At 46.9% G+C, this 16,217-nt stretch carries 12 protein-coding genes; 1 reads left to right on the top strand and 11 read right to left on the bottom strand.

All coding sequences use genetic code 11. From position 1 onward, the window contains the following. Positions 1-531: 531 nt before the first annotated feature. From ABEB26_RS23810 to ABEB26_RS23800, 3 genes are all read right to left on the bottom strand, one after another. Entirely contained in the window at positions 532-1,260 is a 729-nt protein-coding gene (locus ABEB26_RS23810; protein ID WP_345724588.1) for a hypothetical protein, read from the bottom strand. A 442-nt stretch (positions 1,261-1,702) separates the two neighbouring features. After that, a complete protein-coding gene (locus ABEB26_RS23805; RefSeq protein WP_345724587.1) occupies positions 1,703-3,037 on the bottom strand; it encodes a NurA domain-containing protein in 1,335 nt (444 codons plus the stop codon). A gap of 3 nt (positions 3,038-3,040) precedes the next feature. After that, complete coding sequence (locus ABEB26_RS23800; RefSeq protein WP_345724586.1) at positions 3,041-5,068, bottom strand: ATP-binding protein; 2,028 nt, start codon at positions 5,066-5,068, stop codon at positions 3,041-3,043. Between the two features lie 397 nt (positions 5,069-5,465). Between ABEB26_RS23800 and ABEB26_RS23795 the strand changes: the two genes are divergently transcribed. Next, positions 5,466-6,449, top strand: coding sequence for a DNA-methyltransferase (locus tag ABEB26_RS23795; RefSeq protein WP_486348328.1), 984 nt, complete (start codon positions 5,466-5,468; stop codon positions 6,447-6,449). A gap of 5 nt (positions 6,450-6,454) precedes the next feature. Here ABEB26_RS23795 and ABEB26_RS23790 read toward each other — a convergent pair whose 3' ends face one another. The 8 genes from ABEB26_RS23790 to ABEB26_RS23755 all read right to left on the bottom strand — a co-directional run bounded on the left by ABEB26_RS23790 (position 6,455) and on the right by ABEB26_RS23755 (position 16,071). Then, positions 6,455-7,291, bottom strand: a complete 837-nt coding sequence (locus tag ABEB26_RS23790) for a helix-turn-helix domain-containing protein (protein ID WP_345724584.1) — start codon at positions 7,289-7,291, stop codon at positions 6,455-6,457. A gap of 712 nt (positions 7,292-8,003) precedes the next feature. Continuing rightward, positions 8,004-9,317, bottom strand: a complete 1,314-nt coding sequence (locus ABEB26_RS23785) for a hypothetical protein (protein WP_345724583.1) — start codon at positions 9,315-9,317, stop codon at positions 8,004-8,006. A 101-nt stretch (positions 9,318-9,418) separates the two neighbouring features. After that, positions 9,419-9,859 carry a hypothetical protein gene (locus tag ABEB26_RS23780; RefSeq protein WP_345724582.1) on the bottom strand — a complete coding sequence of 147 codons (441 nt, stop codon included), beginning with the start codon at positions 9,857-9,859 and terminating at the stop codon, positions 9,419-9,421. Positions 9,860-10,346: 487 nt separating this feature from the next. Then, positions 10,347-11,897: an FtsK/SpoIIIE domain-containing protein gene (locus tag ABEB26_RS23775; protein ID WP_345724581.1), complete on the bottom strand. Its 1,551-nt coding sequence runs from the start codon at positions 11,895-11,897 to the stop codon at positions 10,347-10,349. A 24-nt stretch (positions 11,898-11,921) separates the two neighbouring features. Then, a complete protein-coding gene (locus ABEB26_RS23770) occupies positions 11,922-12,629 on the bottom strand; it encodes a hypothetical protein (RefSeq protein ID WP_345724580.1) in 708 nt (235 codons plus the stop codon). A gap of 161 nt (positions 12,630-12,790) precedes the next feature. Further along, positions 12,791-13,222: a hypothetical protein gene (locus ABEB26_RS23765; protein WP_345724579.1), complete on the bottom strand. Its 432-nt coding sequence runs from the start codon at positions 13,220-13,222 to the stop codon at positions 12,791-12,793. Continuing rightward, a complete protein-coding gene (locus tag ABEB26_RS23760) occupies positions 13,223-14,467 on the bottom strand; it encodes a hypothetical protein (protein WP_345724578.1) in 1,245 nt (414 codons plus the stop codon). Between the two features lie 1,166 nt (positions 14,468-15,633). Continuing rightward, a complete protein-coding gene (locus ABEB26_RS23755) occupies positions 15,634-16,071 on the bottom strand; it encodes a 2'-5' RNA ligase family protein (protein WP_486348329.1) in 438 nt (145 codons plus the stop codon). Positions 16,072-16,217 lie beyond the last annotated feature (146 nt).

The raw sequence follows: 16,217 nt of genomic DNA, 5'->3' as shown, positions 1-16,217 counted from the left end.
GGCTGCCCGCAGGGCGGCCATCGCCTGTGTCAAAACGCCGATTGCCACGGTCGTGCCAGTTCTGCCGTGTGGGTTTGAATGCCAACCACATAACTGCCGCGTAGGGGCCACCATCTGATAACCACCCAAAAGAGAGTATGAGCATTTGGTGATTATGGCTCGCTTGCGGGGCGCATGACGGTGGGTCAGTTGGCACGGAGAAGTAAGGAACAGCATGCCTAGCGAGGTAGCACGAATAGCTCGCGGCGCACGACAGTTCGCGGATGCGGCAGGTTCGTGAATATAGCTGGGGTTGCGGGAATCAATCAAAGCGTGGGGTGGCATTGGCTTGCGAAGTGGCGTGCAGAGCACTGGAAGAATACCCGCCACCACAATAGAATGATGTGGCCAATGGGATTTCACGAGGTAAGGGAATGTCATTTATCGGCTGGCATAGCTCGTGGCGCGGTTCTGGAGGTTCGAATCGTGACCGTGGCATGGTGATTAAAAAAGATCGTCCACTATCGTGAGGGATACTGGACAAAATAAATATTATTTTGATTCAGCACCAGCCAATAGCCCTTCGAGTCTGACCAAGGCCGCTGCCAGCGCTCGCTCGGCGGTCGCTCGTTGCGCTCCGGTTAATCCGTCCTCACAATCCGCACTCAGCCCATGTCGTCCTACCACCTTGCTTTCAATCGTTCGGGCCAGCGACCATAGCTGATCGCGCTGGGACTGATTTAGTTTTCCATTCCCTGCAAGTTCACTGCGCATCAAATCCACCTCGCGCTGCCACCGCCGATAATCGAGCTTGGGATCATCAATGCTCAATGAAACCTCAGTGCGTTCGGCCAATTTCTGTGGCTCCCGCACAAGACACTCCAAAATTACCCACCGCACATTCACGGCCAGGTATTCGAGCAGGAGTACCTCCAACGTGGCCACAAGCTGCCTGCCATTGGCCTTGGTCTGCATGGCCTTCAACTGGCGATCAAGCGATCGGTCCAGGCTGCGATCCACCTGCGACGGCCACAGCACAAACCGTGTGGGTCGTGGCTTCGGCTTTCGGCCTCGTGGCGACACTGGCGCGGGCTTGTTGGCGCGTTCGGCGGCTCTCCGTTGGCGGTCGTGGTCTTTTCGCGCGGCCTCGGCACAGGCACGACTACACAGCGTCGGGGTTCGCCCTGGGTAACTCTGGATGGTCACTTCATTGCCACACCAACGGCAGATAATCGTGATCGTGCGCATGGGCATGCGACGAATGTGTTGGTTAACGATCACGTGGCGTTTGCTCATAGAAAACTCCAGTATCGTGAGGGATAATGGACAGAATATATAACCAATCTATATTTATGTCAAATGATTTCAAGTGTGTTAGTCAAACTCAATAAAACTCGTTATCTTGCGGTTAGTCTCACATCCGAATCACTCCCATTGGTAAGTTGGATGAGCATTTTCAGGCCCTTGTAATGACTGAGCACGCTAAGCCATTGCCTTGGTAACACATACTGATCGTTCACCATGGCAGTATTGCCCAAGGATGTGCAGCTTTTTCATCACCATTAATACGTTTTTATCCTATTACAATGGGATAAAAACGCTCTGCCAACACGAGTGATCGGTATGTGTAACCCACCTATTGACTTAGCGTGGACTGAGTATCCTATCGATCATAGAAACTATCGCTTCTAAGTGCCACCAAAGCATCTCTTTTCATTTAGAATTAGTGCTTGAAAGCTTCGACCGCAAATTTTTGCAAAATACGAGAACTAGGATGGTTCGAAAGAGATACTAATTTATTGGCAAGAGCAACAGGCATGAGCGCGTTGTCATACATATCGCACTTAAGTTTTTCAACATTAGTTAAGATCACCATAAGATTTTTGATATCACTCATCGTAGGGTTCGCCACAAGTTCTGCCATTGGGAGTGATACTACATAGATTTGCTCACCAAGTGTTTTGAAAATAACCTTATTACCATAGTACGTTGTCTGTCCATATGGATTCGCGGGATCAGCTTTACCAGGAATGATATAGGTGTAGATATACTCATTGTTGAGTAACAAGATTGATCCTGGGTCAAGCCTTGATGCGATCTCGTCGGCATGCTCAACAAAAGCCCCACTCTTCTCTAATCCAGCCATAAAAATATCATGATGGGTAAAAAGAAAATCCATCAGCGAGCGCATGGGTTTATGCATATTGGCAGTTTGTCCAAAAAACGCCAATGGCCCATCCTTGATAAATAAAATCTGTTTTAATAAGCTTGGTTTCGTTTTCAGGATCAGCCGAATAAGATGAATAAGAATCATTTGCTCAAGGAGGGTCGTTACATAGCCTGCGATTCCGCTAGCACCAAGATCATCATCAATTGCCTCATGGAGTCGAAAAACATCGGTAATTAAGATTTCTCCATGGCATTGCGCACATTGAAATTTCCCCTGCTGTTGCATTGCTTGGCGGCTTAGTGGAATATGGGTTGCTGAACAATGAGGGCAGCTCGCAAGAATCCATTGATTGGTAGGTGTTGCATATTCTTGGAACAGAAACCATTGGAGCGTCGCAACGAGATTGCTATCATCAAGGGGCTGGCAAAAAAAATCGTAGATTGCTGTACGAATAGAGTCTGTCAGCGATGATTGGCCTTGTATGGTTATATTTTGGGTTGGCAGCACAAGTTTTAGCCGCTGAATATTTTTAAGTTTCGCCATATCATCAGGATCAATAAAGGACTGATCATTGAGGTCTTCTAAGTCTTGAATACTAAAAATTAATGCGCCAAACTGGAAGAAGCAAATTGTAGCAGACGGAAATTCGGTACGAACTGCGACTTCCGTATATCCTCCATCTAGGGCAATAATGTGTCGAATTCCATTTGGAACATTCGGTGCATACGAAATAATGTTTTGGGCATCCAATGATATCTGATTACCAGTCTTTGGAAGGTCGCAGTGCGCTAAAAATGCTTGGATTGTTTCATCTTTGATCACTTGGCTATGAGCTGATTTACTGGCATATTCAGCGGGACGACGACCCCGTTTATTGGTATAACCCATCACTTACTCCCCTTCATTCTTCGGAAATCGATCAATTTGTACTGGAACAACGAAGGGATTCGAGTATGTTTTCATCCGCACGAATCCTTTATCACTACTGGCGCTAAATCGGACAAGACTCGCCGTGAAATCACCAAAATCATAGTATTTTTTAATTTCTTTAATTTCATCATCATTATTTAAATGTGCAATGAACCAGTTTTGGGTATTTTTAAGGATATTACTACTAATAGAGCTGACTTCTTGTGTTGCATAGATAAGGCCCAAGTTTAATTTCGCCCCTTCTTTGGCAATCCGGTTATAAATCTGACTTAAATCCTTGTCATCTTTTTTTGGAAAAAGATTATGCGCCTCCTCGAAATAGAACTGGATGAAATTATTCGGTTGATTTTTCACAAACCGATCCATAGCATCCGCAAAAATCTGATGGCAGATCCGCTCAGAATATAATTTTTGTGTTCCAGGATCGCCCTGCGACAGATCCACAATAATAATCCTCCCTTTCCGTAATTCGTCGATAATCTCCATTTCAAAAGGCTTCCCCGCTGTTTCGGTATGTTTATCAGCAAGAGACCGTAATTTACGAAATCCACTAATCATAGTACTAGATCGAGGTTTTGGTTTCCGAGTCAAAAATACTAATAGGGCTTTCAAATCCTCATCGGCCCATTCATGACCTTTGTCGTCTTTATAAGAGGCAAAAAATGGATCTTCATATCGATCCCAGATGGTTGAAAACCAGTTGACTGCCTCTTCAAGTGTAATCCCCTTTGAAGGATCAAGACTTCCATCAGCTTTGACCCATTTATTCAGATCTATTTTTCCTGCGAATGTGACGGTAAATCCTTTGGGCAGTGCAAATCCGGCTTGATATAAACAACAAAGGTACGCAGCTTTTTTGCGTGCGTAGCGCGTCATAGCAGACTTATCGCTAGTATCTTCAGGTGGAGTTAAGTCTATGGAAAGAAGGCTTTTCACATAGTCTGCTGTATCCGTAGACAGATGACTACGGACAAGCTCGAATCCCGAACGAACATCTCTATAAAAATTCACTTTGAGAACGTGAAAATCCTTCTTTTTTAAAACGCTATAGCGCGTTACATGCTCTTTATACAGCTCAAAGATAGCTGTTCCTTGATCTTGTATATTTGCGTTGGCATATTCACCATTAATATCGAAAATGATTTGCCCTACTGGATACTTGGGCATATTAGCATCTGTAAAAGATTTGAGGTTTTCCTCTGCTGAGTCGCTGCTCTGGCTCGGCAACGATTCCCCAGCCTTTGTACTCATTAAGACGGTTGCTTGAATAACCTTTTTGACCGTATTCGACTTACCCGTGCGCGTCATCCCAAAAAGTGCAGTACGTTTCCCGAGAAAATCTTGGGGACTAACAAATACGGGAACTGTTTCAAGATGATCTTGAAATCTCCGGCTGGAACTGTAACGTACCTTTCCGATTTCAACATCGGTTGCATTGCCAGGAATATGATCACCTTCGCGAAAGTTAACAATCGCTTCCAAGATAGCGGTATTGGGTTTGATTACACTATAATTATGGGCACTATAAAAGTTTTCTACATCAGCACCAAACTGGATTTTTCCACTTGGATCACAATAGAACGTTCCTAGAATACGACACTCTACACCCGAAAAGCTAAATTCATAGCGAGTAAAGGTGTCAAGTTGGGTATCACGTCCCCCTGTCTTTAAGTTATCCTTATAATATTCCACCATCGAACTAATAACATCACTGTCAGTTGGCAGCTTGGTTGGATGTAAGACCCGTAAAAGTAGCGCCTCGGAAATTGCTTCTTCATTTTCATAATATGCGAGCAAGAATGACCCTTGAGGAATGCCTCCCGCTTTTTGCTTCCATGCATCCGCAATTAATAAATGTGCGTGATCGTAGTCAAGATGAAATGGCCGTCCAACAAACATTCCTGTTTCGAGTTCGTTAGTTTTTTTGTTCCGTTTAAACAAATCAATCGTGGCGATCTTAGCAATCTCATTCACAAAACCCATTTGCATTTATGAACTTCCTTCCTGCATCAAAATGTTTGTACTACAAAGGGCTAGATCCTCAAATTGAATACGCAATTGATCAAATAGTCCTCTCCTCAGTCCATCATCATCCAGCTTCGGCCAAGATACTCGGCTACATACCACCCATATACTTCATTAGCATGCATCATTTTCCTCGTTGATACGCTTCCTATACTAGCGATTACAAAGCATTACAGCAAGACCAACATGTGTTCGATTCCGAAGCCATGACATATCTTCATTGCATTGGTATATATTCTGAAGTTTGGGGCGCTATCTATAATTACCAATCATCCTTTGAGGGACGCTACACATCGCAAAAATTCGTCAAAAATATGGTACGCTATCAGTTCATGAGTTCTAAACAATGAGGCGTATGGACATGCAAACAGTACCACTCTATACAACAGCGCTTGGCCAAGCAATTGTGGGCGATTCACGTATCTTGTTAGATGAATTACCCGATCGTTCTGTGAATCTCGTTATGACATCGCCTCCCTTTGCATTGCAACGAGAAAAGCAATATGGCAACGTTGATCAAGCAGCCTATGTGGAATGGCTCTGCACATTTGCAGAAAAAGTGTATCGGGTGCTTACTGAGGATGGAAGCTTTGTCCTTGATCTTGGCGGGGCCTATCAACGACAACGGCCAGTTCGTTCGCTCTACAATTACCGAGTACTTATAAAGCTCTGTGATGAATTGGGATTCCATTTAGCAGAAGAGTTCTTCTGGTACAACCCCGCAAAACTTCCTTCCCCGATTGAATGGGTTAACAAACGCAAGATTCGCGCAAAAGATGCGGTAAACACCGTTTGGTGGCTCTCTAAAACCGATTTTCCGAAAGCGAATATCCGAAATGTCCTTGTTCCCTATTCTGATCGCATGAAGCAATTACAAGCCGACCCAGCACGCTATTACACCCCGAAAGATCGCCCATCAGGCCATGGAATTGGGAGTAACTTTGGAACCGATAATGGGGGGGCAATTCCCTCGAATCTTCTCCAAATAGCGAATACAGAAAGTAATTCGTACTACCTTCGTGCATGTAAAACGGCTGGGATCGCGGGACATCCAGCACGGTTTCCTCAAAAACTTCCCGCCTTTTTCATTGAGTTTCTGACAAATCCTGGCGATCTTGTGGTTGATATTTTTGCTGGATCGAATACTACAGGGGCAGCAGCAGAGGCCACAAACCGCACATGGCTCTCTTTTGAAGAGAATCGTGCGTATCTGGCAGCCTCTGCCTTTCGGTTTTTAAGTCATGCCCCGCTAGCAGAGGCTGCGGCGATGTATGATACGTTGCAGTCAACAACCCATCCAATCCACCTTGACCAGCTTCATCAAACACGATTGGATGTAGCATAGCCAGATCAATCAGATGATAACGATAGTGACGTTTGTTGTGGGAGCGTTGGTTCTATTGGATAGACACGCTCTCCTTGATGGACATACCGAATAGGAATCTTTGGGTTGTTTATCGGTCCTGATTGATCAATTTTTTGTTCCCATGTTGTAAAAAGCGGTTCTAAAAGCGCTGAAGGGACCTTATAAATTTCGATTAATTCAATTCCTTCATAAATCGCTATATACCATGCCTTTACCGCACGATATTTCGCGATAATGTCACGATTCAAATGATGATGCGTTGTAATTCCCGCACCTTTTCGAAGTGCACGATTAACCGTTTTTAATTCGTACTCATTACCCTCTGCATCAATCGCATCATTCCCCTCGCGGCCAGGCGAAATTCGCAGCCCAAGAAGAATCAAGACCTGCAATACCTTCCCACCATTATCTTGCAAAATATCATTAATGCCATAATCATTCGCAAGGCGTTGCATATCTCGAATGCCTGCAAATGCACGCTCAAGACGGTCTAGATCGCTGCTCCGCTCGACATGCGTTGTGACTGCCTGTGGGAGGGCAAGCACCTGATCAGCATCAACAGTGCCTGCTGTTAAAATTGCGCTTGCATCAGTAGCAATTCCAAGATCGATATCAACGAGATACGACAACGATATTTGAAATACGTGGGCAAGATCAAATAATACTTCAAACGATGGTGAGCGCTCACCACGTTCAAGAAAACTGATATGTTCGGTTGTTTTTCCAATTTGCTCAGCAAGTTGTTCTTGGGTTAGGTGGTGTTCAATCCGCAATGCTTTAAGGCGTTGTCCAAAGAGTGAGCGGGCAGTTTTATAGCGCATAACCTTCTACGATAAAACTATCCGTACTTTCTGTACGGGTATTTGTACTGTAGAAGGTTATGAATAGGAATAACACGTACTGTATGTACGTTCTTATCGATTATCCCTGTTAATAAACATCATGTAGATATGAGGTTCGACTATACCCAAGAACTTATTAAGGTAGGATATGGAACTCATTATTGATGCTGCGAGGTCTGACAATATTCCATGAGTCACGATAACTGGAAAAGTGCATCGACTTCCAACCTTGTGACGTTGTTGGCTCGTTAGGGCACTTTGCGTTGGCGGTCATAGTCGCTGCGGGCGGCTTCGGCACAGACACGGCTGTATAAGGTCGGCATTCGCCCTAGGCAGCTCTGGATGGTGACTTCATTCCACACCAGCGGCAGATGATCGTGATCGTGTGTATGGGCACGCTAAGCCATTGCCTTGGTAGCACATACCGATCGTTCACCATGGCAGTATTGCCCAAGAATATGCAGCTTTCCCATCATCGTTGATACGTTTTTATGCCACTGTAATGGCATAAAAACGCTCTGCCAACACGAGTGATCGGTATATGTTACCCACCTATTGACTTAGTATGGTATGGGCATTTGACAGATGTGTTGTCCAACGACGACAAGGCGTTGGCTCATAAATAACTCCATCATCTTTAAGGATACTGGAAAAAATTATTATTTTGATAATCAAGTAAAAAATTAAAGGGTTAAACTTGCTTACTCAATCCAGCAATCTTTGCATTTTGATTAATAAAATAATCATCATAAAACGACAATATTTTTATACAGTCATCATAGATAACGTGCATTTGATTTAAATAATCTCTTGAGTCTGGGAAAACACGCCAATTAACAGGTTCACCATTCAAAACCATGAATTCTTCATTACCATTAATAATTACTAATCCTTCATCAAATTCAATTATATAACCAAAGTAGCTACTATCACAGCTAACAATATCGCCAAGCTCATGTATATTTAAACCACTTTTGGTAATATTTATACGTCCCATAGGTTTATACCTATTTGATAGATTTGGATTATACTTAATTACATAAATATTATCTTTATTGATTAAACAGATTTTATCATGAGATCCCCAAACATATCGATCTTGTTCGTCTGAATTTTCAAATAAATTAGCAGAATATATAAAATTCTTAAACTTTCTAGGAGCTTTCCTTTTTTTAGGTGTGCTATTTGGTGTCTCAAGATGATCTTGGTGGGTAGTTGAAATCCTTTCTAACTTAGGTAAAGTCACAAGTAAAGTTTCTTGTGATTCGCTTATCTCAGTTCTAGTAGAAATCGATTGAGCAAGTTGTTTAGCATCATTATCTGGGGCAAAGTCAGCAATATATCCTTTTTCGTGTGATGATCCAAAGATACTTGTATAGATCCAACGCACAAAAAAACATTCATTCTCTGATCGCTGAATCACGTCTTTATTTTCTGTATCCTGAATATTATACTCATACATACCATCTTCCCCAGATGCCATAGCAATTAAGTAATTATTAGCAGATAGGCTAAATACTGGAATATCACTTATTTTTTTATTATTATCATGTTTTAAATTACGATTAATAGAAGTTCTTTTTACAGATTCAATTCCTTTATTATTACCGACAAATATATTATCGTGAAATAATAGTATATCAGCATGAGGGAAAAGAAAACTATTATTAGCTCTTGATTGAATAAATTTGGACATATCATTATAAAATGAATCAAATTCTATTGGCGTAGATGCAAGTGTAGTAAATCTATCATGTAACCTGCCCACCATTTCAATATCTTTACGAAACAGCATCCACTCATTTTGATATAAATAACTGCCTTTATTGAATGCACAGTGTGTTGCAAACTGTAGCTCATCTGGCTGTGACTCGCTTACAGATTTGATAAGTTTATTCCAATTAATGGTAACAATTTCTCCGTCTAGCGTCCATAAATATAATAATCCAGCATATATATAGCTATCATAAAATTCACCTTGAATCGTCATAGTTATAGCTTTCATAATTTATCCTTCAGGTAGAGGAAAATTTTCCCTCTATTATGATTACTGTGACAAAGACTCACTGTAATTATGTTATTCAAAAAGTACCTATATAAACAGTATCACGGTTTAGTGTATTGGTTTTTTACTATTTTTCGCATTGCTCCAGGTCGTAGATAGTTCATGCCGACCCAGTAGAGTAACACATCTCCTGGTGGAATATCTTGGGATCTACCACCAGGACCAGCAGGGTATCCATGCCACTTACCATTTTCATTTCCATCTACAAATTTAGCAATAAAAAATCTCAAAGATTTCGATCCTTCCGTGGACGAATTTCCTAAATATTCAACTTGTTCATCAATAAGATACAATCCCCAGCCTTCACTAGTATTTTCCAAACCTAGCTTTTCAATAAAAAGGAGCCTTGCCGCATGTTCAAAGCAACATAGCTCTTCCGATTTTGAAATAGTCCACTGTGACTTAGTACCTTTACCATCTCTGTGTTGATCGTTGTGGATATAAACGATTCCATCCCATTGAGTTTCATATTCTCTATTCAAACTTGCCCCCTATAGAAATATAGAATTACCATAAGCAAGTCCTACCATAACAACGATAATCCTAACACATTATAATTGGGAAAATCAAGATAAAGTATCCTGTAATCCATTACTTAAGGCATAGTTGTAAAAAATACAACGTACCTCCTATTTGGAAGTACGTTGCATAAAATTAATTTCATACCTCTTTAATGGCTCGTGTATATCTATTTATTAGGCAGCCTGTTGCAGTGGTTGATTCCCATTGAGCAACCCAAGTGCATCACACACCAGCTTCACTTTGTTATAGGGAGCGCCACCGCTTAAGCCAAATAAGGCTTGACACAATACGCGGCGTGATGAGTAGTTTGGGGTAGCCTTAACAATCTTTTGAACCTCGTCGGGATCAATCCCTTCAATAGCCGATAGTGCTACTGATGGAATGCCGCTCACGCTCAAAATAGGCTGCGTGCTACTGCTCTGTCCGGACGGTGCGGTTGGTACATAGTTACGCAGCCGATGCCATTGGTGATAGGATTGGAGCTTCTCCACCCTTCCGATCAGCATTAGCCAGCGCATCCTTGACAGCTTGCTCCTTACCGCCAGAGTAGGAACCCCAAAACTCACGAATGACTCCACTGTAGCTCTTATGGCGTTTATAAGCAGCAACACAGGCAGCAATAAACACCTCGTTCATTGCTAAATCACGCTGGCGAAGACTGGCTAAGACATCAGCAAGTGCCGATGCATCATAGCCTTGGTCGTGGGATGATTCTTGCACCGCCGCAAACGCAATCACAGGCTGGGCCTCAACAAGATCATTTGGCAACACCGCCTCACTTGGTTGAAAGCGTGGCATGCCCACCATCGTCGTTTGCTTAAACTGATGCAACAGTTCTTGGGTGTCAGCACGGTCAGGCAATTGTTGCAACCACCACAATCGCTGCGCACGATCCACATAGGGTGCTCGCACCGTTAAAACCCGCCGCCCTTGAACCAAGGTAAAGACCCCAGCCCCACTCGGAGGAACAGGCAATTCGGATGGGGGCACGCCAACGACAATATTGGCGGGCGTTGTCCCTAAAGCGCGTAATGCTTTGGGCGATAAGCCCGTATTGGGTTCATCGCCATCTTGCGACTGTTGATACCCCGCGACATGCAAGCCGATTTGGCTGCGCCAGCGGGTATCGAGTTTGGTCGCATTCTGCGTCCCGATAATGTAGCGAATCCCTGCCGAGCGACACCCTGATAATTCCTCGTTAAGCCAATCACCAAGGCTGGTTTTGCCAACCGCACTCTGAAGCAACATCAACTCTGAAACATAGACGATCAACAAGGGCATATCGCTGCCAGGATATTCTTCCCACTTTTCGCACTGGGCATCCCACAAAATTTGTTCGCGGCGTTTGCGCTCAGCGACGAGGGCTTCCATCGCCCCTGCCAACTGATCACCAGATTTGGCAAACAAGAAGGTATGTTGTTTGGTGTGCCAGCCGTTCAGTGACAAGCCGTTCTTTCCATCGACAAAGGCAATTTGCACTTGTTCGGGGCGGTAGCGATAGGCTAAGGCCAAGAGCCAGCTAATCACCATATTATCTTTGCCTGAGTCGGTTAGCCCCGTCACCAAAATATGGTTGACATCGCCCACAAAGGCGGCTGAAACAAGCGCAGGATTCGCAGCCCCCGCAAACCATCCCAAGGGAAACCCATAACGGGCTTGCGTTGAACGCCGATCAAGCTCAGCAATCGAAATCCGCAAGTCCGATGGGGGATTCTTTAATGCCCGTGCCGCGCCATCCAAGATCGTCATGTCGGTTGGCGCTGGAAAATCAAAGCTTTTCAGATGATTGACGCTGTTGTTGATCGCCGTTGGCTGAATAGACACCTGCTTGGGGAATGGTGGCATGGGCACGGTAATCGCAGCAACGGGAACCCCTTGCCGATATTGTTGTTCCCATGCGCGAAATGTTCGGTACAGCGTCCACCACGCACGCCCCTTATACCATCCAATGACGGCAAAGGCGATGGTGACTAAGAGTAATGTCGTTCCTACACCCATATAAACCTCACGTGGATGAGACGATTACAACTGCCCAAACAATTTCATTAATTGACTCATGGCCCAACGGCCAATCTTCTCTGGCCCAAAGGCAAGAATGATACCGATAACGGTCGCAGGCGCATACAATCCCCACCCCGTATCAGGAAACGTCCAGCCCAAGAAGAGATCAACCGTGCGATTCGCCAGCCACAACACTAATCCTGAGAACGAGGTGCCAATATTAACGAGGACGACAATCGACACCATGGCCCATCGTACCCGAATCTCTTTACGGATACTCTCGTAGCGCTCATAGTCAGCATCGGCGTGGGTATCGCCCCACTTCGCACGCAGCTCGTGTGATCGGGTGCGAATCTCTTTGCGTGGCCATGCGCCAAGCGTCACAGCGGTAAAAAAGACCGGAATCGTCCATTGCCAGATGCCCCACTGGGCAAAGGCAGTGGATTGTTTCGCAATAAAGCTAATGGTAAATGCCCCGTCCCAATACCACAGTAAGCCTGCAATGGCCATGAGTCCAACGGCAACCATGACTTCAAACACCCAATACATCCCACTCGAAACGACCGTGGTATTAAAATGTGGCGTTCGTTTGGGTCGGGCAGGCGTGCGGCGGACAGGTTCTTGAGCAAGAGTTTGGGTTGGAGTTGATGAAGGGAAGGTGGCAACAGCCGTGGTGAGCGTACTCCCAGCCGCGCCTGCCTGATTCAACAGCGTATCTTGTGCATCCACACGATGCCCCTTTCTTTGCTGGGGCCGTCCCGCATGGTATTATTGCGGTCGGCGGCCTAGTTGTTGTAGGTCGTCCATCCCCCGGCCACGGGTTGACGCTTAGTGGTGCGGGGATTTTCGTTGCCTTATTATAGCAGGATGGTCAAATCCGAAAACATCCCTCAATCCCACTCCTCGTCTTGCCCTGCAAGTTGCATCAAATCCATCACACTGGTATCAATTTCCACCGTCGCAACCGTGGGTTCAGTCACAGTGACTGGCTCCGCTGTGGTCATCATGGGCACGGCAACAATACTTGCTGGAGCAGGCGCAATCCGCAACATCGGCGGCAATTCGTCCTGCTCCAACAGAAAGTTGAACACCGCAGTCAGCTCGTGACGCAACACCCGTGCAAGCTCCTTCGGGCTGTGTCCCCCATATTGACCCGCCTCGGCATGCCAGGCTTCCACCGCCATCACGAGTAAGCCACGGCGGGCGGCTTCACTCAAAATCGCGGAATCACTCGTATATTGATCGGCAAGCTGAACCCGCAGGGCATCGAGCACCTGCATACTCCGCTCGCCGACGCGGATCGATTTGGGGGTCGTTGTCATTTATCGTCCCTTTCGTGCAAGCTCGGTAAATAAGACTTTTAACAAAGTTCCGACCGCGTTCAAGACACTGGCGACTTCGGGATGCACAATCACAAAGCTCTCGGTTGAGCGCCCTACGCTGTCCATGCGGTCGTTAATCATTTGCAGCGTGGTCGCGTCTTTCGTTCCGCCACCTGTGAAGGCAATGAAGGCATTCCGGTTGCGCAGCGCTGGTAGCAAGCGGCTGAGCATTTCTTGGGTTTCGCGCTCTACCACTTTATCGACGACATGATTAATCGATTTGGGCCGTCCCCCATCCAGAATACTGCGCGTGATCAAGGCTTCTTGGGCTTGGGCATCATTCAAATCAAACTCAGCCAAGGCGCGGGCAACGGCGCGGGCTTGCTTGATCGTGCCCTCGCCTGTGCGCTTGGTCATCATGCGGAAGGTTGGCGAGAGTTGAATCAAGGTTTCGTGGGTGTCACCACGGCCCATATCAATGATGGCGTACTCTTGAATACCATCCGTGCGGCGCGTGCCGAAGATGGTATGGGTCAACGCCATGAAGGTTCCATAGCTCTGGGCTTGGGTATAGACTTGGCCAAAGGTGATCTGCCAGTTGGTCACGTCCCCATCCTCATCCGTGCGATTCACATGGTAGGTTTTCCCATAAATGTGATCCTTAATCGCCTGTTTGGTTTCGGGAACCACACCAAAGACTTCCACCTCTTCCCCTGACTCATTCTTCTTGACTTGGGCTTGCATCTCCATGTTTGGCAATGCTAACCCTGTGGCGAGGGTGTATTGGCCTGGGGCGCAGTGCGCTTTGATCAAGAGTTCAACCACCCCAGCGGCATAGAAGTCAATCTGGCGCGGATCTTCTAAACGCACCGCGGTTGGGCCGATGGGAAGTGCGTCACCCTTCATTTGCACCGCGTCACGGCCAATCCAAAACGCAGGGCCACCGTTCACGGTGTAGGTGGTCGGGCTTTTACCACCGCCCAACGTGACGGCAATCCGGTAGGCTGACACGATTTGGACAGTCACGAGCCGTCCATCAAGGCCCATCATCGCTGCTTTCATTTCCCCATTGCCGGGATCAATCCCAATCGCGGTCATTGGTTGACCTTTGACCTCCACGGTTTGAGGCAATTGGGCATTGTTGTCCTTAAGGGGTTGGCCTGTGAGCATATATTGGTAGACCGTCAACGGATCACGGCGGGGCGTGGTTGCGGTGTCAATCGTCGCTGATGCATGGGTTGTCATTGGGTTTATTCCTCCTGTAACCATGTGAAACGAATTGTAACGAATTGAAACGCATTTTGTCAAGTATCCGATAATTACCTGAAACGTATTGAAACGTATTGAAACGCATTCATTACAGAGTATAAAACACGTTTTGCACGGCTTAATAGGTTCTCTGCGTTCCTCAAATAGAGACTTCTACAATCCTCTGTCTCGCCTTATCGAGGCATCGATAGCCCCGATTCAATCCTCTTAAGTGAACCTCAGAGATTCACTGAGAAGCCTCCTAGTGTGCCCTCAGGTGGATAATGCGGTGTTTTTTCATTCTCGGAGATTCTCGCGCCTTCACTGACCATTCCACGCGAAGCCCTGTTAAAAACGTCCGGGAAGGGTCACGGCATAAGCCCTCGCACGGCTATCGCTCTAGCTTGCTGGTTGGAACTGGATACACTGGTTAATCAGATCATCGTTGGGGATTCCATGCCGTGCAGGGGCGTTGGCGTGGCCTGACCTCCCACGCGGAAGCGACGGCGGCAGACGCGGCAAGGCAGAGTGCGCCCTGGTGATGGCTCAATCTATGGTGATTGCACACCCTGGGTGATGGCTCGATGTGTTGAGAGTTGAAGCGCACGTCGCCGCGCCACCGTGGGAAATCGGGTGAGGAGCGTCCCCGCGACGAACCCCAAGCAGCGGTTGCGAAGCAAGCCGACCGTAGGTCGCCCAACGGGGCTGCGCAGCCATGAGTCCAGCGTGCGTTAAGCCGTCCATCGCAACGTTCGTCAGAACCGCCGCAGGCGCTCGCGAAGCGAGGTGAGATAGGCAGCACCGGGACGATGGGATTTCCCACGGTGGCGCGGCGCAGCCGCCGCGCCTGCCGCCCCGCAGGGCGGCTGCACTTTGGTGGGGGGTTGATGGCGACGGATGGAACACCAGTGCAAGCGCAGCGCAGCAGGCTTTAGCCCTTGCTGGTGGGTCAAACGGCGACAGCATACCCCCCACCAAAGTGCAATCGTCGTTAGCTCCGTATCCCCGTTTCGGGCTTCGATTTGCCCGTTTGGGTGTTCACTGACCCTGTTCACTCCCCCCGTGCAAGTCCTTTGCAGGGGTTTGTGATCAGCTGGGATGATCACGGCCCACACCGATTCACCGCCCTCTCACGCCATGGCAACGCGCAGGATGGTGATGCGTTATTCCTGCATCTGGTGCGGCATGGGTACAAAGGGGTATTGCGCCACGTCGATCACCGCAGGCGGAATCAGGATGCCAATCCCGTCAATCATGCCATCAATCGCTTGCCAGTGACGACTACACGTCGCAACAATCGACGTCGCCTGCGATAGTGTTTGTCCTCGTGCGAGCGTACAATGCGGCATCCATGTGTTCACACCCAAATGGTGGGCATAGGCGAGAGGCGCATCCTCCACCGATGCACAGGCTGCCAAAAGTGTGGTATGGAGGGTGAGCAGGGATGCCGTAACCCGTGGTGCAAGGAACACCACCCCTGTCTCAGGAAAAAGACCCAAGGCATGCAACCGGATGGGCAACGCCTGCTGCGCTTGCACAAATCGTCCGAGCACCTGCCCATACGCTGTCCAATCCACCGTATCATAGGCGGCCATCGTGATATGCGGTCGATGGCCATGCTGTCACTTTCCGCCCTATACTACACAAAAATCGTTAGCAATCGCGCTCAATAATCGTCGGCAATCGTGCCCAATGTGGCCGATCGTCGGCAATACTGCTCATCTGACGTGCATTGCACCCCCATGTC

Source organism: Herpetosiphon gulosus, from assembly GCF_039545135.1.
GTDB lineage: Bacteria > Chloroflexota > Chloroflexia > Chloroflexales > Herpetosiphonaceae > Herpetosiphon > Herpetosiphon gulosus.
This window is presented reverse-complemented; position numbering and strand designations above follow the sequence as displayed.

What these genes read in the sequence shown, in the direction of transcription:
- ABEB26_RS23805 (WP_345724587.1), bottom strand. Translation starts at nt 3,037, where the DNA reads ATGGGTTATACCAATAAACGGGGTCGTCGTCCCGCTGAATATGCCAGT.
- ABEB26_RS23800 (WP_345724586.1), bottom strand. Translation starts at nt 5,068, where the DNA reads ATGCAAATGGGTTTTGTGAATGAGATTGCTAAGATCGCCACGATTGAT.
- ABEB26_RS23795 (WP_486348328.1), top strand. Translation starts at nt 5,466, where the DNA reads ATGCAAACAGTACCACTCTATACAACAGCGCTTGGCCAAGCAATTGTG.
- ABEB26_RS23790 (WP_345724584.1), bottom strand. Translation starts at nt 7,291, where the DNA reads ATGCGCTATAAAACTGCCCGCTCACTCTTTGGACAACGCCTTAAAGCA.
- ABEB26_RS23785 (WP_345724583.1), bottom strand. Translation starts at nt 9,317, where the DNA reads ATGAAAGCTATAACTATGACGATTCAAGGTGAATTTTATGATAGCTAT.
- ABEB26_RS23775 (WP_345724581.1), bottom strand. Translation starts at nt 11,897, where the DNA reads ATGGGTGTAGGAACGACATTACTCTTAGTCACCATCGCCTTTGCCGTC.
- ABEB26_RS23765 (WP_345724579.1), bottom strand. Translation starts at nt 13,222, where the DNA reads ATGACAACGACCCCCAAATCGATCCGCGTCGGCGAGCGGAGTATGCAG.
- ABEB26_RS23760 (WP_345724578.1), bottom strand. Translation starts at nt 14,467, where the DNA reads ATGACAACCCATGCATCAGCGACGATTGACACCGCAACCACGCCCCGC.